We start from the raw sequence: 19647 nt of genomic DNA on the forward strand, positions 1-19647 counted from the left end.
GATCAGGGTTGGGTCGGCGCGGAGGGCGGATAGTTGGGTGGGGTTTTGGAGGAGGGCGAAGGTGCCCAGGGCGAGCATGTTGGCCGTCGTCTCGTGGCCGGCCAGGAGGAGCAGGGCGGCCATGTTGACGAGCTCTTCGTCGGTCAGGGGTGGGTCGGCGGCGGAGTTATGGATGAGGCCGGAGATGATGTCGTCTTCGGGGGCGGTTCGTTTGCGGGCGACCAGTTCTCGGAGGTAATCGCGCATCTGCTCGCCGGCGGACATCATCTCGTCGATGGGGCCGTCCATGCGGATCACCAGTTCGCTCCAGCGCTGGAATCCCTCGCGGTCGGCGTAGGGGACGCCGAGGAGCTCGCAGATGACCAGGGAGGGGACGGGGAGGGCGAACTCCTTTACCAGGTCGGCGGTGGTGCCGGCGGCGAGCATGGCGTCCAGGCGTTCGGTGACGATGTCCTCGATGTGCTGGGTGAGGTCGCGCATGCGGCGGACGGTGAACTGGCCGGTGAGCAGGCGGCGGAACCGGGTGTGCTGGGGCGGGTCCATGTTGATGAACCACCCCTCGCGGAACTGCCGTTCGGCCATCGACGCGCGGATCTCCTCGGGCAGGTGCTGCGCGATGAAGTCGTAGTGCTTCCGGTCGGAGCTGAACCGTGGATCCGCCAGGGCCGCGCGGGCTTCGGCATGGCCGGTCACCACCCAGACCGGGTCGCCGTTCAGCATGGTCACCCGGTGGACGGGCGCCCGCTCTTTCAGCGCGAGCAGGGCGGCAGGCGGGTCGAACGGGCCGGTGCGCTCGATCAGCTCGACCGGAAGCGGGACGCGAAGTGTGTTGACTATTGCTTCGGCTTGTTGTTGCCCCGTGGTGCTCATTCAACTCACTGTAGTGAGACCGGCGCGAAGGGCAATGGTCGCGCGCTATCAGTCAACTCTGGCGAGGAAGGGGATGAGTGAGTCCAGGAAGTCGTTGGTGGGGCTGGCCGAGTTGGGGTCGTTGTGCGCGTAGGTGTCCTGCCGGTTGACCAGGGTGAGCAGCCGGTCCGGGATGCCGGACTGGGCGGCCAGCACCCGCGCGGAGGTGAGGACGTTCTCGCCGCCGAGGGCCGCGCCGAAGGCGTAGATGGGCAGGTGCCGGCTGAGGTCGTGGCCGTGGATCGCCTTGACCGCAAGGATGTCCTGGGCGGGGTTGGGGTTTCCGGCGGCGACGGCGCCGGCGTCGATGGTCAGCCGGAGCGGGTGATACCAGGCGCTGCCGTCCAGCCCGGTGAGTCCGACGCCGGAGATCATGGTGGCGTAGCGCTGGATCGGGGTGATCTCGCCGGCCGGGTCCCAGCCGCGGGGGTCGCCGCTGGTTGCCAGCCGCCCGGCGTGCACCTGCGCGGCCCGCAACGTCGCCGGCGAGGTCTCGGTGTCCACCGAGAAGCCGAACTGCGCCTCGCTCGTGGCCGGCACCGGCGGCTTGAGGTTGGCCGGTAGCAACGGAAACGCCTGCCCCCGGGAGGCGCCGCCGGGCTCGAGGCGGGCGGCGGTCGCCCCGGTCGCGGAGAACAAACCCAGGAACGGCGCGGGAATCCCACCGAAGGCCAGCCACGGCATGCCGGCCTGCAGGCTGGCCAGCGATTGGCTGGCCTGCTCCGGGGTGACCGGCGTCGGGTTGCTGCCGCCGTCGATGTACACCAGCCCGGACAGGTCCCGCGCGCCCGGCCTGCCATGGAAGTCCCAGGTGGCGTACGCGGTGGTGATCGAGCCACCGAGCGAGTGGCCGCCCAGCACGACGCGCCGGCCGTGCTGGCCGGCGGCCCGGATCACCCGGTGCAGATCCTCGATCTCGACGTTCATGCCCCAGCCGCGCGCGAACGGGACGGCGGTGTCCGGGACCGGCTGGAAATGCGGGGTGATCGCCGGGTTCACCAGCCAGCCCAGGTAGTAGTCGAAGAACTGCTGCTGCGTCAGGGTTCCGCGCTTCACCGCGTCCAGCGCGGACTGGTCCTCGAGCCCGTTCTCCCGGCGTTCCACCGACCACACCTGCCACCGGCAGTGGGTGCGCCGCACGATGTCGGCGGCCAGCGGCGCGAAGTACCCGGCCCCGGCCGAGGTGCCGGGGCTGAGCACGAGGACGTTCCGGGCGCGCTCGGACCCGATCTTCAGCACGCCCACCCGGTCCAGGTTGCCGGGCGTGGCCGGGTCGTCGAACCCGGTCTGCCACGAGAACGAGACGTCCGCGCAACCCCGCTGGGCACCCTCGGCGGCGGGCGGCGAGAGCACGGCCGCCGCGAGGACGATGACGATCGCGGAGGTAACTCGTCGAGGCGTCATACCGCACGCTATTGCTGCTGACCGTGCTCGTTCAATGACGTTACGTCGAGACCTGGTCCGGTTGCGTTGTGCAGGAACGCCATTCGGCTAGTTGTCGATCAGCGGGACCCTGACCCGGATGAACGAGGTCCTGGCCTCCGGCTTGTTCTCAAGAATGTCGGCCATGGCTCGCTGCGCCGCCCATGGCCCTTCCTTGGTGCGTGCCGCGACCACGCCTGCGACCAGCGCGGAGGCGAACGAGGTTCCGCTCCAGAGGGCCGTGCCCGACGTGAAGTCGATCTTGTCCGGCTTGCCGGCCTCGTCCTCCGGGCGGTAGATCATCTGTGTCGGACCCTTGGGGAAGGTGCTGACGACGTCCTCGCCCAGCGCGGTGAGATGCACCCAGGGCACGTCCGGGCTGAAGCCGGACTTCGTCCAGCCGGACTTGTGCGATCCGACCGCGACGACCCGATCCATGGCGGCCGGCCACATGGTCGCCCTGGGACCGGGCAGTTCGGGATGATCCGGTCCCGGCTCCGTCAGCTCACCGTGGTTGCCGGCCGCGGCCACCACGACCGTGGTCGGGTCCAGGCGCTCGATCGCGTAACGCAGCGCCAGCGGCGGCTCGTCCTCGCCGGTGAAGCAGGAGAACGACAGGTTGAGCACCTGGACCGACTTGTCCAGCCGCATCATGGCCTTGGCCACGTCCCACACCGGGGCGCTGGCGTCTTCCGGGTGCAGCACCCGGGCGACGTGCAGCAGGGCGTTCGGCGCCAGTTGCAGGATCATGCCGGCGATGAAGGTGGCGTGGCCGGAGAGGTGCGTCGGGTACTCGCCGTCATTGACCTGCTGGACGGGAGCCGGGCCGGTACGCAGCCACCGGCCGTCGAACTCCGGCCGGGGGGCCAGCGCGGTGTCGAGGATTCCGACGTTGACCCAGTTCGGCTCGTCGAACGTCTTGCCGGCAAGCGGGGGCATGATGGTGATGAGGTTGGCCGGGACCGGTTTCGGATATTTCTTCCCTCCGCCGATGCCGATGTACGGGCTGCCGTGCACGCCGTGCCCGACCATGTTTTTCGCCGTGACCGGTATCCATCCGTATTCGGTGCGGCACACGTCGTCGATGTAGGCGAGCAGCACCGACACCGCCAACTTCCCTTGTGCCAAAGCGTTCTGGGTCTGGCCGAAGTGCTCGCCCGGCCCGGCGGCGTCGAGCTGCCCCTTGATCTTGTGCAGTACGTTTTGGGGATTCGTCAGGCGGAACCGAACCAAGCCCAGGGGCTTACTTACCTCGAAGTCGTCCTTCTTCGGCTTTGGGACGCCGTCCGGGCCGATTTCCGGCTTCTGCGTCGGATCGTACGGCACGAACGACAGTTCCAGCCTCTTCTCCAGCAGGTCCTTGACCAGCTGAAGGTCACGCATCGACACGAGGAACTCGCCGCCGACCCACGCCTCGGCAGTTTTTCTGGGCCCACCCGCGTTGTCGTCTTCATAGAACGGCATGTGACCGCCCTTTCTTCTTCGGTGGTCTGCCACACGGAGTGGGTTGGACCGGCGCTGATACGACTGGTATGTCGTTCTTGCGGGCTTCGGCGCGACGACATACCTTTCCCCTCGGTGAGTAACGAGCGGGCCAGCGAAGCATTGCGGATGGTCGAGTCCGATCCGCGGCGCGCGGCGACGCTCGCCGAGCAGGCCTACCGGGAGGCGGTGGCCAACCGGGACGGTGCGGCGGCCGCGCTGGCCAAGCGGGCCTGGGGCTACGCGGCGTTCCATCTGGACGATATCGACGTCGCAGTGCGACACCTGCGGGCGGCGGTCCGGTTGGGCCGGGCCGCGGGCGCCACCGGAGTGGCCGCGGAGGCGCGGATGGCCCTGGCCGGGGTGCTGAGCCAGTGTGGCCGGCCGGCCGCCGCGCTGCGGGAGATCGACGCCGCGCTGGCCGGCCTGGCCGGGATCGAGCACGCCCGGGCGCTGGTGCAGAAGGGTGCCATTCTGCAACTGCTCGGCCGGCCGGACGAGGCGCTCCCGTGCTACCGGGTCGCGGTGCCGGTGCTGCGGCGCGGGGGCGACCTGGTGTGGGTGCAGCGGGTGCTGCTCAACCGCGGCGTCATGCACGCGCAGCGGCGGGAGTTCGACCTGGCGCTGACCGATCTGCACGCCGCCGAGCAGGTGTGCGCCGAGCTGGGGCTGGACCTGGGCACCGGCTTCGTGCACCAGAACCTGGGGTTCGTGTACAGCCGGAGTGGGGACGTGCCGGCCGCGCTGGCCTACCTGGACCGTGCGGAGACCCGGTTCCGGGCCCTGCGCTCGCAGCTGTGGTCGGTGCTGTCCGATCGGGCCGAGCTGCTGTTGTCGGTCCGGCTGATCGCCGAGGCGAGGGCCGCAGCGGAGGAAGCGGTGGCCGCCTGCGAGCGGGAGCGCCGGCTGCTGGTCCTGCCGGAAGCGCGGCTGCTGCTGGCGCAGGCCGCGCTGCTCGACGGCGACCTGCCGACCGCGGAGCGGCAGGCCGCGATGGCGCGGCTGGACTTCACCAGGCACGGCAAACCCGACTGGGCGGCGCTGGCACAGCTCACCGTCTTGCGGTGCCGGCTGGCCGGCGGGTCCGGGCGGCGGCCGGGGGTGCCGCTGCTCGAACGCATCGCCGGAGCGCTCGCCCCGAATTGGCCGGACCAGGCGCTCGAGGCGTGGATCGCCGCCGCGTTGTCCCTCCACAATGGACGGAGCGGCGATCGCGACCGGCTGCTGGGCCTGGCCAGCGTGCACCGGCGGCACGGGGTGGCCACGCTGCGCGCCCGCGCCTGGTATGCCGAGGCACTGCGGCACGTTCCGGCGGACCCGGCCAGGGCGCTCCGGGCGGCCCGGGCGGGCCTGCGCATTCTGGACGAGCACGTGGCCGGCCTCGGCGCGACCGACCTGCGCGCGCACGCCGCCGGCCACCGCACCGACCTCGCCGAGCTGGGGCTTGCGGTGGCGCTGCGCAACCGGCGGCTACCCCAGGTGTTCGAGTGGGCGGAACTGGGCCGGGCCAGCCACCTCACGCACCGCCCGGTGCATCCACCCGTCGACGCGGAGCTGGCCGGCACGGTGGCCGAGCTGCGGTCCACCACCGCCGAGCGGGGCGAGCTGCGCGGCGATGGGGACAGCCGGAAGAGCGCCTCGCTGCGCCACCGGCAGGCCGCCCTCGAGCGGCAGATCCGGGACCACCATCGCCGCCATCCGGGCGCCGAAGCCGCGCTGACCCGGCCGCCGCAGCTCGCCGAGGTGAGCCACGCGCTCGGGGACGCCGCACTGCTGGAGTTCATCCAGCACGGCGACGCGTTGCTGGCCCTGAGCGTCATCGGCGGGCAGGTGCGGTTGCACCCGCTGGGCCCGCTCGACCCTGTCGTCTCCGGGGTCAGCGCGATCGGTTTCGCGCTGCGCAGGCTGCTCAGAACCACGCTCGGCCAGAGCGGCCAGGACGCCGCGCGGCAGCTGCTCGAGCACGCCGCCGGCCGGCTCGACGCGTTGCTGCTGGGCGGGGTTCCGGCGCTCGCCGACCGGCGGCTGGTGGTCGTGCCGACCGGGCCGCTGCAGTCCCTGCCCTGGGCGGTGCTGCCCTCCTGCCGTGGCCGCCCGGTCACCGTCGTCCCCTCGGCGAACCTGTGGCTGCTGGCCAACCGGGTCGGTCCCGCGGCCCCGGACGGCCGGACCGTGGTGGTCGCCGGGCCCGACCTGCCGGGCGCGGCGGCCGAGGCGGCCGCCGTGGCGGCGATCTACGGTGTCACCCCGATCACCGGAGCCGGCGCCACCGTGGACACGGTCGCCAAAGCGCTCGACGGGGCCACCCTCGCGCATCTGGCCACGCACGGCCTGGTCCGGTCGGACAACCCGCTGTTCTCCGCGCTGCGGTTCGCCGACGGACCGCTGATGCTGCACGACATCGAGGCCCTGGACCGCGCCCCGGACACGGTGGTGCTGGCGGCGTGCGAAACCGGCCGGCCGGTGGTCCTGGCCGGCGACGAGCTCATGGGCCTCGGCGCCACGCTCCTCGCCCACGGCTCCCGCCGGCTGGTCGCACCGGTGATCGACGTGCTCGACATCGAGACCGCGCCGCTCATGGTCGCCTTCCACCGGCTGCTGGCCACCGGTGTCCCCGCCGCCACCGCCCTGGCCTCCGCGCAGCAGGCAGCCGCGGACGCCCACCCGGCCGGTCTCGCCGCCGTGGCCCCGTTCATCTGCCTCGGCGCCTGCTGATGCCCTGAAGGCGGCCTTCGGGACGTTGAATGCCCTGATGGCGGCCTTCAGGGCATGGGCGGCCGCCGGGTCGCACGGCGGCGGGCCGCTTCGGCCTTCGCCGCCTGCTGCCGCAGGGCCGAGGCGTGGCCGGGTGGGTAGCCGTAGCGGACCAGCCGGCTGTCCACGCTCTCCGCGGAGTACGCGAGCGCGAAGCGGAACAGGACGAGGAAGCCGAGCAGCACCGAGCCCAGCGCGATCGGCCACGATCCGCCGAGCACCACCAGGATCGCCAGCAGCACACCGAGGATCGGCGCGATCTGGAGCAGCCGGCGCACGGCCGCCCGGAGCATCCACGTCCGGCAGATGCCGTCGTGCAGCACCCATTCCCGGTACGCCGCCGGCAACCGGCCGCCGTACTGGTAGTACAGCCACAGCAGCGGGTTCGGCCGCCGGATCGCCATCCCGTCAGGCTACCGACTGTTCATACGTAGGCCGGTCGACGTGGGAGCTGATCTCCACCAGGATGGGACCCCGGGTCGGGGCAGGACGGGGAAGGGACGGCGAAGATGCCGCAGTTCGTGCTCAATCGACGTCAGGCGCTCACCGGGGCGGCCGCCGCGGCGGGTGCGCTGGTGGTCGGGACCGGGTCGCAGGCGCAGGCCGCGCCGGACGGCACCGGCACCGCGGACCCGTTCCTGCTCGGGGTGGCGAGCGGGGATCCGTTGCCGGACAGCGTGATCCTCTGGACCCGGTTGATCCGCGACCCGCTCGAGGCCGCGTCGCTGTCCCGGCACGCGCTGCCGGTCGGCTGGCAGATCGCCGAGGACGAGCGGTTCCGGCGGGTGGCCCGGGCCGGCGTCGCGCTCGCCCTGCCGGAGCTGGCCCACTCGGTGCACGTGGACGTGCGCGGGCTCAAGCCGGGGCGGGAGTACTTCTACCGCTTCCGGTCCGGGCGGCAGCTGAGCCCGGTCGGCCGCACCCGCACCGCGCCGGCCCGGTTCGCCAACCCGGAGCGGCTGCGCTTCGGCGTGGTGAGCTGCCAGGACTTCCAGAACGGGTACTGGCCGGCCTACAACGGGTTGGCGGCCGAGGACCTCGACGTCGTGCTGCACCTCGGGGACTACATCTACGAGTACGACCCGCACAGCCGGTTCCCGGACCGCAACCACACCACACCGGCCGTCCTTGGTCTGGACCAGTTGCGCACGCTGGACGACTACCGGAACCGGCACGCCCAGTACAAGGGCGACCCGGCCCTGCGCGCGGCGCACGCGACCTTCGCCTGGGTGTCCACTTGGGACGATCATGAGGTGGAGAACAACTACGCCGCGCTCACCGACGAGATCGACGACACCGGCGCGCAGCGGCAGACGCCGGAGGAGTTCGCGGCCCAGCGCGCCGCCGGATACCAGGCGTACTACGAGCACATGCCGATCCGCGCGGTGGTCCGGCCGGGGGAGAGCAGCCTGCGGATCTTCCGCCGGTTCGACTTCGGCCGGCTGGCGCGGGTGAACGTGCTGGACACCCGGCAGTACCGCACCGACCAGCCCGGTGGATTCCCGAACGACCTCGGCCCCGAGCCGCCCGGTGCCGGCAACGTGAACGGCACGCTCACCGGCGCCGAGCAGGAGGCCTGGCTCACCGACGGCCTCGCGCACTCGCCCGCGCGATGGAACGTGGTGGCACAGCAGGTGATGATGAGCCGCACCCGATTCCCCAACCCCACCCAGGTGCCGCCGACCATCGTCAACCTCGACCAGTGGGACGGCTACCAGCCGCAACGCACCCGCCTGCTGAACTTCGTAGCCGGCGCGCGGGTGTCGAATCCGGTGTTCCTGGCCGGCGACATCCATTCCACCTGGATCAGCGAGCTCAAGACGAACTTCGACGACCCGGCCGCGCCGAGCGTCGCGGTGGAATTCGTCGGCACCTCGGTCAGCTCGGACTTCCCGGTCGCGTTCGACGCGCCGATCAAGCAGTTCAACCCGATTCTGAACCCGCATGTGCGCTATTTCGACGGGCTCAAGCGCGGCTACCTGCGCTGCGAGGTCGGCCGTACCGCATGGCGCACCGACGTTCGCACGGTGGACACGATCGAGGTTCGGGATGCGCCGACCCGCACCGCCGCCTCGTTCGTGGTCGAGTCGGGACATTCCGTTGTAGTCCCCGGTTGACGTTACCCAAAAGGGGCCTTGGGGATCTTTACCTGAAACGGTTTGTCGGCGTACGTTCCCGCCGGGGTCCGCACTGCCAGGGAGCCATTAAACCCCCCAAGGGATGTGCGATGAAGAGGCGGATTTGGGCGGCTGGTGCCGTCATTTCCTTATCCGGAGCGTTATTGTCCGCCAACGGAGCGCTGTCACAAGCGGCGCCTCGCGGGCGGTTCGGATTCGACGCGAGCCCGGGGCGCCCCCAGTTGTCGGGGGTGGCCGACCCGCGCCTGCTGAACGGTCCGGGGGTGACCGCGTCGCCGTTCAGCGCGCTGAGCGCGGCCGCCCCCTCCGACGACGTGCAGGCCAACGGCGACAACAAGCGTTACGCCACCGACCAGTACGGCAGCGGATCCGGCCTGCCCGCCAACGAGACCGTGGTCGCGATCAACCCGACCGACCCGAACAACGTGATCGCCGCGGCCAACGACTACGAGCCGGCCGTGGACGCCACCGTCGGCCTCTACACCTCGTTCGACGGCGGCCGGACGTTCCCGCACAGCCAGCACGCCCGCCAGATCATGACGCCGACCCGGACCATCTATGGCAGCGGTGACCCGGCGGTGTTCTTCGACCGCGCCGGTGTGGCCTATGCGGTGTTCGTCTCCTTCGGGCGCAGCAACTACGACTCCTACATCGCGGTGATCCGGTCCGAGGACGAGGGCGTCACCTGGTCGGTTCCGGTGGACGGGCTGCCGCCGGACGGCGACCAGATGGGCGCCTACGACGGCATCGTGGTGCACAACGGCGGGCCGACCGACGCGTCGGTCATGCACGACAAGAGCTTCGCCGTCGCCGGGCCCCGGCCGCCGGGGGCGCCGCTGCTGCCCGGCAGCGACGAGCAGCACATCAGCCCGGACCGGCTCTACGTCACCTGGACCCGTTTCGACCACGGTCCCGAGGGCTTCGGCAGCGTCGACTCCGCGATCTACCTGGCCTACTCCGACGACCAGGGCCGGCATTTCTCCCAGCCGGCGGAGATCTCCGGTTCCGGGTCGTTCTGCCCGTACCAGGCCGGCGACCAGGACGCGCCCGCGTGCGACGAGGACCAGTTCTCGGTCCCGGTGGTCGACCACCGCACCGGCGCCGTGTATGTGGCCTTCGAGAACTTCAACACCGGTAACCCGGACAAGAACCAGTACCTGGTGGTGCGCTCGCTCGACGGCGGCGTCACCTGGGCGCCGCCGAACCGGGTGGGTGACCTGCACGACGGCGTCAACAAGTACCCGGCGTTCAACGGGCGGCAGACCCTGGACTACATGTTCGCCCGGGTCAACGCCAACGGAAACCTGGCCATCGACCCGAACACCGGCCGGCTCTACCTCACGTTCGCCGACAACCGCAACGGAAACGCCGGCAACACCAACACCGACGTGTTCGTCACCTGGTCCGGCACCGGCGGCCGGACCTGGAACACGCCGGTCAACGTCACCCGGGAGTCCCCCGACGACCAGTTCTTCCCGTGGCTGTCGGTCACTCCCGACAGCGTCGTCGCCGTGTCCTATCTCGATCGCCGCTACGCCGGCCCGAAGCTCATCGACACGTCGCTGTCGGTGTCGGTGAACGACGGTCGCACGTTCACCACCCGGCGGGTCTCCGAACGCTCCTGGAACCCCGATCTCGCGTTCCGCCAAGGCGTCTTCATCGGCGACTACACCGGCCTCGCCACCGCCCGCGGCGTTGCCATCCCGTGCTGGACCGACGCCCGCTTCGCCGAACCCAACACTCCCGGCAACAACCCGCCCTACCAGCAGTCCGACATCATGGTCGACGCCGAACCAATCCCCACCCGCAGCTGATCCGTATCCCTGTCAGGTGAGGGCCACCCCGCCGCGTTGAGCGCGCCCTTTTCGGCACGGCGGAGTGGCCCTCGCTGCTGGTCAGTTCAGCACGGGTCGATCGGCCGGACCCACTTGTGGACCGCACGAAGATGCCGATCGAGCTGGTCCAGGTGCCGCCCTGGGGCAACGAACCGTATGAACGAACCGGGATCGAAGTTGGGGCCGGCGTAGAGGCACACACCGTCGAAGGATGTGCCGTGGTTGTCGATCGCCTTGGCAGGCCTGGTCGGTGACCACGAGCAGATCGTGTGAGTGGGCGCGCCGGGCGGCGTTACCCGAGGCCGATGGTGTGCCGGTGGTGCTGGAACCCCGCGAAACCCCAGTGTCCACTGCGGAGTGAGTGCGACGAAGGCGTCGTTTGTCACGCTCAGCGTGACGAAAGCGTCCTTCCTCGCACGACGGAACCTTCGCCACCCACCCGATCACTTCGTTGGGGTTGCGGATCATCACCGGGTGGCCGGGGTGTGTCGTTGCCGGGCGGAGCGGGGGAGTGGTGGGAGCATGGCCGGGACGATGATCCGCCGGCCAGAGAGGACCCGCCCGTGCCTGAGCTTGGGATCTCCGTGCTTCCGGGAAGTGTTGTGGCGTCGCACTTTCAGGCGTCGGCGGCGGGGCTCGCCGAGGGTGTGGCCGCGGATCGGGTGGACGCTTGCGTGGGCACGGCGGGGGAGTTGGCGGCGATTGTCGACAGCGTGGTCGCCGGGCAGCGGGAGGTGGCGAGTGCGCTCGGCCGGCTGGCCGACTATGTGCGGGACCGCCGGGTCGACGTGGCGTTGAGCGAGGTGCTGCGGGCGGCCGGGGAGGCCAGCGGATTCTCCGCCGACGCGCTCGCCGAGGGACTTCCGTTGTTGCAGGTTGTCCTGGATGTGACCGGCGGGGATACCCGTTTGTAGCTTTCGGATCTTGTTACCGGCCGATACCGTGGGATGAGCGATAGGTCTCGCGGAGGTGGCCCATGCGCAGCATGTGGAAGGGCACGATCGGCTACGGGCTCGCGGCGATCCCGGTGAAGGCGTACACCGCCACCGAGGAGCACGACATCGAGCTGCACCAGTTGCACGTGTCCGACGGCGGACGGATCCGGCAGAAGCGGGTCTGCGAGGTGGACGGCGAGGAGGTGCCGTTCACCGAGATCGCCCGCGGCTACGAGATGCCGGCCGGTGACGTCGTCATGCTCACCGACGACGACCTGGCCACGCTGCCGCTGGCCACCACCCGCCTGATCGACGTGCGCGCGTTCGTGCCGCTCGACGAGGTCGACCCGATCTCGTTCGCCAAGAGCTACTACCTCGAGCCCGAACCCGCCGGCCTCCGGCCGTACGTGCTGCTCAGTGAAGCGCTGCACCAGTCCGGCCGGGCCGCCGTGGTCAAGGTCGCCCTGCGCGCCCGGGAAAGCCTCGGCGTGCTGCGGGTCCGCGACGGGGTCATCGTGCTCACCACCATGCTCTGGCCGGACGAGATCCGCGTCCCGGACTTCCCGTTCCTGCACGAGGACGTCGACCTCGTCGGCCCCGAGGTGCACGCCGCCGTCGAAGCCATCGAGCAGCTCTCCGGCACGTTCGTCGCCTCCGACTACACCGACCGCTACCGCGAGGCGTTGGAAGACCTCATCGAGGCCAAGATCGAGGGCCGCGAGGTCGTCCGCCCGGTCGCCGCCGAAGAGGACGCCACCGTCGAGGACCTCATCACCGCGCTGCAGGCCAGCGTCGACGCCGCGATGAAGTCCCGCAACGGCAAGGACGCGGTCAGCAAAGCCCGCTCCGCTGCCCGCAAAGCCGCCGCCGCCAAGGACAACGCCGCCGAAGCCGCCACCAAGTCCCGCCCTCGAACCAAAACGCCGCACTAACGTTTGGGCCAGTGCCAGGACGGTTCGCGGAGCGGGTCCAGGCCGGCGACGCGGGTCTGGCCGAACTCCTTGACCAGCTCAATGGTTTGCAGTTCGGTGCCGGCGGTTTTGTGAAGTGCGGTGACCAGCGGCTCGGAGTGGGTCACCGCCACGATCTGGGTGTGCGCTGAGGCGGTGGTGATCAGTTCGGCGAGTGGCGGCAGCAGTTCGGGGTGCAGGCTGGTTTCCGGTTCGTTGAGGACCAGCAACTGCGGTGGTCTGGGGGTGAGCAGCGCGGCCACCCAGAGCAGGTAGCGCAGGGTTCCGTCGGACAGTTCGGCGCTGTGCAGCGGGCGGAGCAGGCCGGGCTGGTGCAGCGCGAGGTCGAACCGGCCGTCCCGGTTGACGATCACCACGCGGCTGCCGGGGAAGGCGTGATCCACGGCCTTGTCCAGGGCGGCGAAGTCACCGATTTCGCTGATGGTCTGCAGGGCTGCGGCCAGGTCGGAGCCGTCGTGGCTGAGCACCGGCGTCCGGGTGCCGACCTGGGTGGTCCGCGCCGGCGCCTGGGTGTCGGTGCGCAGGTGGTCGTAGAAGCGCCAGGAGCGGATGCGTTCGCGCAGGGTCAGCAGTTCCGGCGCGCGGTGCGGGTCGGCCAGTTCGCTGAGCATGCTGTCGAAGGGCTGCATCTCGTGCGGCGCCCGTTGCCACGAGCCGTCTGTGTCGCGGATCCGCACGCTGGCGCCGCGCCGCTCGGTCAGCAGCGTGGCCGGGCGCAGCACCGGGCCGGCCCACGCGGCCTCGCACTTGATCTCCGGGTCGAGGTCGAAGTGCGAGTCGTGGGGGATGGGCATGCCCAGGTCCATGGCGTAGCCGTACTCGTCGCCGGCGAACCCCAGCCGCAGGCTCACCCGCCCGGTCCGCACCGTGCCCTGGACGGGGTACGTACCGTCCCGCACCGAGCGCCCGAGGTGCTCCGGCCCGGCCCACAGGGTCGAGGGCAGCCCGCCCTCCCGGGCCAGTGCCGCGACCGCGCCGTTGCGGGCGGACTCCGCCAGCAGCCGCAACGCCCGGTACAGGCTGGACTTCCCGCTCCCGTTCGCCCCGACCACCACGCTGAGCCGCCCCAGCGGCACCACCAGCCGCCGCAGCGACCGGTAGTTCTCCACCGCCAGCGTGGTGAGCACCCCGCGAGCCTATGCGGACACCGCGGCCTCCGCGGGCCGGGTGCGGGTGGTGAACCAGGTGGGCAGCACGGTGGCGACCATCGTGAGCAGGCCCGCGGTGCCGACCACGGCCAGGTAGATCCACAGTGGACCGTGCGGCACCGGGGTGCCGGAAACCACCAGGCTGAACGGGACGAGGGTGGTGGTCGACACCAGCGTGCCGAGCACGATGCCGATCGCCGCGACGAGAACGGCCTCGACGCTCATCATGCGCAGCACCTGGCCACGCGTGGAGCCGGTGAGGCGCTGCAGGCCGAACTCGCGGCGGCGCCTGGCGGTCGCCATCACCAGCGTGTTGACCACGGAGATCGCGGTGTACGCCATGATCATGCCGACCATCAGGTAGTTCACCGACGCCTGGATGTCCTGCTGCTCCGCGTAGGCCGCGGTCAGCGTGGCCCGGTCGGCCACGGCCACGCCGGGGACACCGGCGACGAGCCCGGCCAGGGCCTCGGCCAGCTGGGCTCCGGGCGCGGCGGCGACCAGGATCTGCGTCGGCAGGCCCAGGGTTGTATGCGCGGCAAGGAGTTCCACCGGCAGCAGCATCTTCTCGAACCCCGGGGTGCCGGTGAACAGGGCGACGACCCGCACGTCCAGCACGGCGCCGTCGCCGAGCTTCAGGGTGATCGTGTCGCCGACTCCGCGCCCGAGGGCGCCGGCCGGCAGCGCGACCGTGTCGCCGCGCAGGTCGGTCAGCCGGCCCGCGGTCACCTCGACGGCACTGGACGCCGTCACCCCGTCCGCGCTGATTCCCTGCAGCGGCCAGCCGTCCTCGCCCACCGTGTCGTCGTGCGGGCGCGCCACGAAACCCGTGCTGGTGACGAACTCCGACGCGCCGGCCACACCCGGCAGCGCGCGCACCCGGTCGGCCAGGCCGGGCGCCAGCCCGCCGCCGGTGGTGGAGCTGAGCACCGCGTCCGCCCGCAGGCTCTGGGTGAACGCCGCCTCGGCCGCGTGCGACTGGGTGGTCTGCAGGTACAGGTTTGCCGTGGCGATTCCGGTGGCCAGCATGATCGGCGTGACGGCCGCGGCCAGCCGCGCGGTCCGGGCCCGCGCGTTCAGCACCGCCAGGTGCCCGGCGAGCCCGGTGACCGCCCGCACCGGCCAGCGCAGCACGGCGATCATCAGCCGGGTCAGGCCCGGTGCGATCATGGCCAGACCGACGGCCCACAGCATCACCGACGGGCCCGCGGTGCTCGCCGCGATCGGCCCCTCGAACACCGTCATGGTCACGATGGCCAGCGCGATCCCGCCGCCGAAGCACAGGGCGGCACCGACGATCCGCACCGGGCTGACCCAGCGTCGCTGGATCTCCGCGTCGGCCAGCGCCTCGGTCGGCCGGGCCGCGCCGGCTTTCCGCGCCGCGACGTACCCGGCCACGAGCGCGGTCAGCAGGCCCGAGCCGATTCCGACGATGATCGGCACGAAACCCTGGTGGAACTCGACGACGCCGGGCACCACGCCCAGGCCGGCGAGCCGGTCGAACAGCCAGCCGCCAAGCAGAACCCCTGGCACGCAGGCAAGTCCGGTGGCCACGATGCTCACCGCGAGGGCCTCGCCGAGCACCATCCGGCGCAACTGCCGCGGGGTGGTCCCGATCGCCCGGAGCAGCGCCAGTTCCCGGTACCGGTGCTGAATGGACAGTCCCAGGGTGCTGGCCACGACGAACATCGCGACCATGATCGAGAATCCGCCGATCACCGCGGCCAGCGCGATCAGCCCTTCGCTGCTCCGCAGGGCTTCGGGGAACTCGGCGAGGCCGCGGTCGGTTCCGGTCAGGATGGTCGCCGGGGTGCCGCGCAGCGCCTCGCCGAGGCGGTCGCGCAGCGCCCCGAGGTCGGTGCCGGGCGCGGCGAGCACGCCGATCGCGTCCACCCGCGCGGCGAGCCGTTGCACGTCGGCGTCGGAGAAGAACGCGGCCGGTTGGCCGATCGGGTGGGCCGGCGCGGCGATCCCGGTCACCGTCAGGTGCTCCGGGGCGCCCCGCACCAGGACGTCGACGCGGTCGCCCACCTGGGCGGGCGCCTCGAGCACCACCTCACCGGGCCGGGCCGGCGGGGTGCCGGCGACGATCCGGTACGGGGCCAGCTCGGCAGACGCCCACGGGTGGCCAACCGGTTGTGCCCCAACGGGTTTCCCGTCGTGCAGCAGCGCGATCGGGAACGACGCGTCGCCGATCGCCCTGGCCACACCGGGAACGGCCCGGACGGTGTCGATCAGGCTCCGGTCCAGCCGGACCCGCTCGGCCAGGGTCGCCGACTCGGTGTCCTCCTCCTCGTCGTTCGGGTCGCGCTTGGGCAGCTGGTAGGTCTGGTCGCCGGTGACGATGAGCTGGGCCTCGGCGAGCCGCTGCGGCGCGACCTCGGTGCGCACGCCGGTCTCCAGCAGCCCGCCGCAGGCCATGACCAGCGCGGCGCCGAAGAACAGCGCGATGAAGGTGGCCGCGAACCCGCCCTTGCGGAACCGCAGCATGCGCAACCCGATGCGGAGCATGTCCTTACGCCCCGATCTTTTCGGTGCGCGACCGGTCGGCCCAGGCGCCGAGGTGGGTCATCCGCTCGGCGATCGTGTCCGCCGTCGGGTTACGCAACTCGCCGGCGAGCTGACCGTCGGCGAGGAACACCACGCGGTGCGCGTACGCGGCGGCCATCGGATCGTGCGTGACCATGACGACGGTCTGGCCGTGCCGGTGAACCGATTCGAGCATCAGGTCGAGCACCTCGCGTGCGGTGTGGGTGTCCAGGGCGCCGGTCGGTTCGTCGGCGAAGATCACCGCGGGCCGGGTGACCAGGGCGCGGGCGATGGCCACCCGCTGCTGCTGCCCGCCGGAGAGCTCCGCCGGCAGGTGCTTGCGCCGGTCGGCCAGGCCGACCCGGTTGATCACCTCGGTGAGCCGCGCGCGGTCCGGCTTGCGGCCGGCGAGGCGCAGCGGCAGCGTGATGTTCTGCTGCACGGTCAGCGCCGGCAGCAGGTTGAAGGACTGGAAGATGAACCCGATCCGCTCCCGCCGCAGGATCGTGAGCGCCTTCTCGCGCAGGCCCGTGAGCTCCTGGCCGTCCAGCGTGACCGTGCCGGAGGTCGGTTTGTCCAGCCCGGCCGCGCAGTGCAGGAAGGTGCTCTTGCCCGAGCCGGACGGGCCCATCACCGCGGTGAAGCTGCCCCGCGGGAAGCCGATCGTGACCCCTCGAAGCGCTTCGACGCCGGTTCGCTGGTTGCCATAGACCTTTCGAACGGCGTTGAGCCGCACCACGTCTTCCATGACACCGACGCTACGAAGATCGCCCTTCGGCCACGATGGGGCCAGCCGGCGAGTTCGGGGTAGGGCTGTCCCTACCATCTAGTTAGGTTAGCCTGACCTAATGATGCCTCGCCTGGTCCGGGTGACCTCTGCGGACCGGATCACCCCGGGAACCGTGCGGATCACGTTGCACGGCGCGGAAATCGTGCGCCCGACGCCGGATGCGGCGGTCAAGCTCTTCTTCCCGCTGCCCGGCCAGGACACCCCCAAGCTGGCTCCACCGGTCACCGGCGACGTGGTCAGTTGGTACCGCGCCTACCTCGCCATGCCGGACGCCGTCCGCCCGCCGATGCGCACCTACACCGTGCGCGCCACCCGGCCGAACCTCGCCGAGTTCGACGTGGACTTCGTGGTGCACGATCATGGCGGCCCGGCCAGCCGCTGGGCATCGTCGGCCCAGCTCGGTGACACGGTTGCCTTTCTCGGCCCGGCCGGTATCTACGTTGTCCCGGAAGGCGCCCGCTGGCGCCTGCTCGTCGGGGACCGGACCGCCCTGCCCGCCATCGCCTCGATCATCGAGTCCGCCCCGGCCGGCACGCCACTGCGCGCCTTCGTCAGCGTCGACGATCACGCGGAATGCCAATCACTCCCCGGCGCCGACGTCCGGTGGGTCGTCCGAGACGATCTTGTCGAAGCGCTTCGATTCACCCGGCTCGAGGACGGCGTCCACGCCTGGATCGCCGGCGAAGCCTCCATGGTGCGCGCGGTTCGCCGCCACCTGATCGACGAGTGCGGCCTCGACCGGCACGCGGTGTCCTTCCACGGTTACTGGCGCCGCAACCTGTCCGAGGAGGACGTCGGCCGCGAAGGCCTGCGCCGGATCGACGCCGGCCTGGATCCGAACGAGGACGATCCCTAGCGCTCCATGATCACCGTTCTGGAGTGCGATGAAGGGGGCCCTTCTCACGTCCAGCGCGAGGAAGGCCCCCTTCATCGCCCCCCCGAGTCCTTGTGGTGCCGGCTGACCGGGATCACCAGCGGGGTTCCGGAGACCGGGTCGGGCACCACGCGGCAGCGCACGTCGAACACCTTCGCCACCAGCTCGGCGGTGATCACCTCGTGCGGGGTGCCTTGGGCCACGAGGGAACCGGACTTCATGGCGAAGACCTGGTCGGCGTAGCGGCCGGCCTGGTTGAGGTCGTGCAGGACCATGACGACGGTCCGGTGCTCGCGGCGGTTGAGGTCGACGACGAGGTCGAGCACGTCGATCTGGTGGGCCAGGTCGAGGTGGGTGGTGGGCTCGTCGAGCAGCAGGATCGGGGTGCCCTGGGCGATGGCCATGGCGATCCAGGCGCGCTGCCGCTGCCCGCCGGACAGCTCGTCGACCGGGCGCTCGGCGAGCCCGGCCAGGTCCGTCAGTCGAAGCGCTTCGACGACGGCGTCCCGGTCGGCCGCCGACCACGGGCTCCACCAGGTCCGGTGCGGGGCCCGGCCCCGCCCGACCAGGTCGGCCACGGTCAGCCCGTCCGGCGCCACCGGGGACTGGGGGAGGATGCCCAGCCGGCGGGCCACCTGCCGGGTCGGCAGGGCGTGGATGGACCGGCCGTCCAGGTACACGGTGCCGGCGCGCGGCCGCAGCAACCGGGCCAGCGCCCGCAGCACGGTGGACTTGCCGCAGGCGTTCGCCCCGACGATCACACTGATCTTCCCGGGCGGGATGGCCAGGTGAAGCGCTTCGACGACGGTCACGTCGTGGTAGGCCAACCGCACCCCGTCCGCGTGCAGCTCAGGCAAGCCGGGTCCTCCCCACGATCAGCCACATCAGAAACGGTGCGCCGAGCGCTCCGGTGACCACTCCGACCGGCACCGGGATCTCGCGCGCCACCAGATCGGCGGCGAGCACCACCAGCGCCCCGGTCAGCCCCGACGCGATCACCGGCGGCGCCGGCGCCCCGGTCAGCCGGCGGGCGATCTGGGGCGCCGCCAGGGCCACGAACGCGACCGGCCCGGCCGCCGCGGTGGCGAACGCGACCAACCCCACCGCGGCGAGCAGCAGCACCAGCCGGGCCCGCTGCACCGGCGTGCCGAGGCCGGTGGCCACGTCGTCACCGAGCTGCAGCGTGCGCAGCCACCCGCTGCCCAGCAACACCAGCGGCACCAGCAGGATCACCACCGTCGCAAGGGGACGGACCTGGTCCCAGGTCCGTCCGTTCAGGGTCCCCACCAGCCACCCGACCGCTCGCTGCGCGTCCGGCAGCCGGGCCCGGGACAGCAGGTAGCTGGTCGCGCTGGTACAGATCCAGGAGATCCCGATGCCCACCAGGATGATCCGGTACCCCGTGGTGCCGCGGTTCCAGGCCAGCAGGTAGATCACCACCGCGGTGAGCAGCCCACCGGCGAGGCCCAGCGCCGGCAGGTCGACCCCGAGCACGATGCCCGCGACCACCGCGGTCGCCGCCCCCGCGGCGATCCCGATCAGGTCCGGGCTGGCCAGCGGGTTCCGGGTCACCGTCTGGAAAACCGCGCCGGACACGCCGAACGCGGCCCCGGCCAGCAACCCCACCAGCGCCCGCGGCAGGCGCAGCTCCCGCACGGTGAGCAACGCGAACCGGTCGCCCGACCCGGCGAGCGCCCGGACCACGTCCACCAGGCTCATCGGGTGGTCGCCCAGCGCGATCCCGCCGCAGAACGCCAGGAACACCGCCGCCGCAAGCAGTCCGGCCCGGCTGTGCCGGTAGATACCAATCCGGCCGAAAGCAGGCGTTGCCACCGGTCCGATCGTCGCCTTTGCCGGCCT

General features: G+C 71.4%; 15 protein-coding genes. 6 read left to right on the forward strand and 9 right to left on the reverse strand.

Annotated features, from left to right (window positions below; genetic code table 11):
• The 3 genes from VGR06_RS27050 to VGR06_RS27060 all read right to left on the reverse strand — a co-directional run.
• Positions 1-870: cytochrome P450 (locus VGR06_RS27050; protein ID WP_327561952.1), on the reverse strand; the 870-nt coding region annotated here is incomplete at its 3' end.
• Between the two features lie 48 nt (positions 871-918).
• Positions 919-2313, reverse strand: coding sequence for an alpha/beta hydrolase (locus VGR06_RS27055; RefSeq protein WP_327561953.1), 1395 nt, complete (start codon positions 2311-2313; stop codon positions 919-921).
• A gap of 87 nt (positions 2314-2400) precedes the next feature.
• On the reverse strand, positions 2401-3795 hold the full coding sequence (locus VGR06_RS27060; RefSeq protein ID WP_327561954.1) for a S8/S53 family peptidase: 1395 nt from the start codon (positions 3793-3795) through the stop codon (positions 2401-2403).
• Between the two features lie 114 nt (positions 3796-3909).
• Between VGR06_RS27060 and VGR06_RS27065 the strand changes: the two genes are divergently transcribed.
• On the forward strand, positions 3910-6528 hold the full coding sequence (locus VGR06_RS27065) for a CHAT domain-containing protein (protein ID WP_327561955.1): 2619 nt from the start codon (positions 3910-3912) through the stop codon (positions 6526-6528).
• A gap of 47 nt (positions 6529-6575) precedes the next feature.
• Here VGR06_RS27065 and VGR06_RS27070 read toward each other — a convergent pair whose 3' ends face one another.
• On the reverse strand, positions 6576-6971 hold the full coding sequence (locus VGR06_RS27070; protein ID WP_327561956.1) for a DUF5313 family protein: 396 nt from the start codon (positions 6969-6971) through the stop codon (positions 6576-6578).
• A 105-nt stretch (positions 6972-7076) separates the two neighbouring features.
• Between VGR06_RS27070 and VGR06_RS27075 the strand changes: the two genes are divergently transcribed.
• The 4 genes from VGR06_RS27075 to VGR06_RS27090 all read left to right on the forward strand — a co-directional run bounded on the left by VGR06_RS27075 (position 7077) and on the right by VGR06_RS27090 (position 12407).
• Positions 7077-8684 (forward strand): alkaline phosphatase D family protein, encoded by a 1608-nt coding sequence (locus tag VGR06_RS27075; RefSeq protein ID WP_327561957.1) that lies wholly within the window; start codon positions 7077-7079, stop codon positions 8682-8684.
• Positions 8685-8935: 251 nt separating this feature from the next.
• Positions 8936-10519 (forward strand): sialidase family protein, encoded by a 1584-nt coding sequence (locus VGR06_RS27080; protein ID WP_327561958.1) that lies wholly within the window; start codon positions 8936-8938, stop codon positions 10517-10519.
• 584 nt (positions 10520-11103) lie between these two features.
• Complete coding sequence (locus tag VGR06_RS27085) at positions 11104-11454, forward strand: hypothetical protein (protein WP_327561959.1); 351 nt, start codon at positions 11104-11106, stop codon at positions 11452-11454.
• Between the two features lie 62 nt (positions 11455-11516).
• Positions 11517-12407: a Ku protein gene (locus tag VGR06_RS27090; protein WP_327561960.1), complete on the forward strand. Its 891-nt coding sequence runs from the start codon at positions 11517-11519 to the stop codon at positions 12405-12407.
• On the opposite strand, the gene VGR06_RS27095 is transcribed toward VGR06_RS27090, so the two are convergent.
• Genes VGR06_RS27095 through VGR06_RS27105 form a run of 3 tightly spaced genes read right to left on the reverse strand, consistent with a single transcriptional unit; the run spans position 12404 to position 16871 of the window.
• Entirely contained in the window at positions 12404-13573 is a 1170-nt protein-coding gene (locus VGR06_RS27095; RefSeq protein WP_327561961.1) for an AAA family ATPase, read from the reverse strand. The two genes, VGR06_RS27090 and VGR06_RS27095, sit on opposite strands and share 4 nt — an antisense overlap.
• A 9-nt stretch (positions 13574-13582) precedes the next feature.
• Positions 13583-16105 carry an FtsX-like permease family protein gene (locus VGR06_RS27100; protein WP_327561962.1) on the reverse strand — a complete coding sequence of 841 codons (2523 nt, stop codon included), beginning with the start codon at positions 16103-16105 and terminating at the stop codon, positions 13583-13585.
• Between the two features lie 4 nt (positions 16106-16109).
• A complete protein-coding gene (locus VGR06_RS27105) occupies positions 16110-16871 on the reverse strand; it encodes an ABC transporter ATP-binding protein (RefSeq protein ID WP_327561963.1) in 762 nt (253 codons plus the stop codon).
• A gap of 121 nt (positions 16872-16992) precedes the next feature.
• Between VGR06_RS27105 and VGR06_RS27110 the strand changes: the two genes are divergently transcribed.
• A complete protein-coding gene (locus tag VGR06_RS27110; protein WP_327561964.1) occupies positions 16993-17769 on the forward strand; it encodes a siderophore-interacting protein in 777 nt (258 codons plus the stop codon).
• Between the two features lie 71 nt (positions 17770-17840).
• On the opposite strand, the gene VGR06_RS27115 is transcribed toward VGR06_RS27110, so the two are convergent.
• Together VGR06_RS27115 and VGR06_RS27120 are read right to left on the reverse strand one after the other, a co-directional pair.
• The gene (locus tag VGR06_RS27115) at positions 17841-18644 is read right to left on the reverse strand and encodes an ABC transporter ATP-binding protein (protein WP_327561965.1); all 804 of its coding nucleotides are present in this window, start codon (positions 18642-18644) and stop codon (positions 17841-17843) included.
• A complete protein-coding gene (locus tag VGR06_RS27120) occupies positions 18637-19620 on the reverse strand; it encodes a FecCD family ABC transporter permease (RefSeq protein WP_327561966.1) in 984 nt (327 codons plus the stop codon). Before VGR06_RS27120 ends, VGR06_RS27115 begins: the two co-directional genes overlap by 8 nt.
• Between the last annotated feature and the right edge of the window lie 27 nt (positions 19621-19647).

Origin of the sequence: Actinophytocola sp. (genome assembly GCF_036002505.1) — a bacterium.
Lineage (GTDB): Bacteria > Actinomycetota > Actinomycetes > Mycobacteriales > Pseudonocardiaceae > DASYTH01.

Coding starts and splice junctions, on each gene's coding strand:
- VGR06_RS27055 (WP_327561953.1), bottom strand. CDS start 2,313: ATGACGCCTCGACGAGTTACCTCCGCGATCGTCATCGTCCTCGCGGCG.
- VGR06_RS27060 (WP_327561954.1), bottom strand. CDS start 3,795: ATGCCGTTCTATGAAGACGACAACGCGGGTGGGCCCAGAAAAACTGCC.
- VGR06_RS27070 (WP_327561956.1), bottom strand. CDS start 6,971: ATGGCGATCCGGCGGCCGAACCCGCTGCTGTGGCTGTACTACCAGTAC.
- VGR06_RS27075 (WP_327561957.1), top strand. CDS start 7,077: ATGCCGCAGTTCGTGCTCAATCGACGTCAGGCGCTCACCGGGGCGGCC.
- VGR06_RS27090 (WP_327561960.1), top strand. CDS start 11,517: ATGCGCAGCATGTGGAAGGGCACGATCGGCTACGGGCTCGCGGCGATC.
- VGR06_RS27100 (WP_327561962.1), bottom strand. CDS start 16,105: ATGCTCCGCATCGGGTTGCGCATGCTGCGGTTCCGCAAGGGCGGGTTC.
- VGR06_RS27105 (WP_327561963.1), bottom strand. CDS start 16,871: ATGGAAGACGTGGTGCGGCTCAACGCCGTTCGAAAGGTCTATGGCAAC.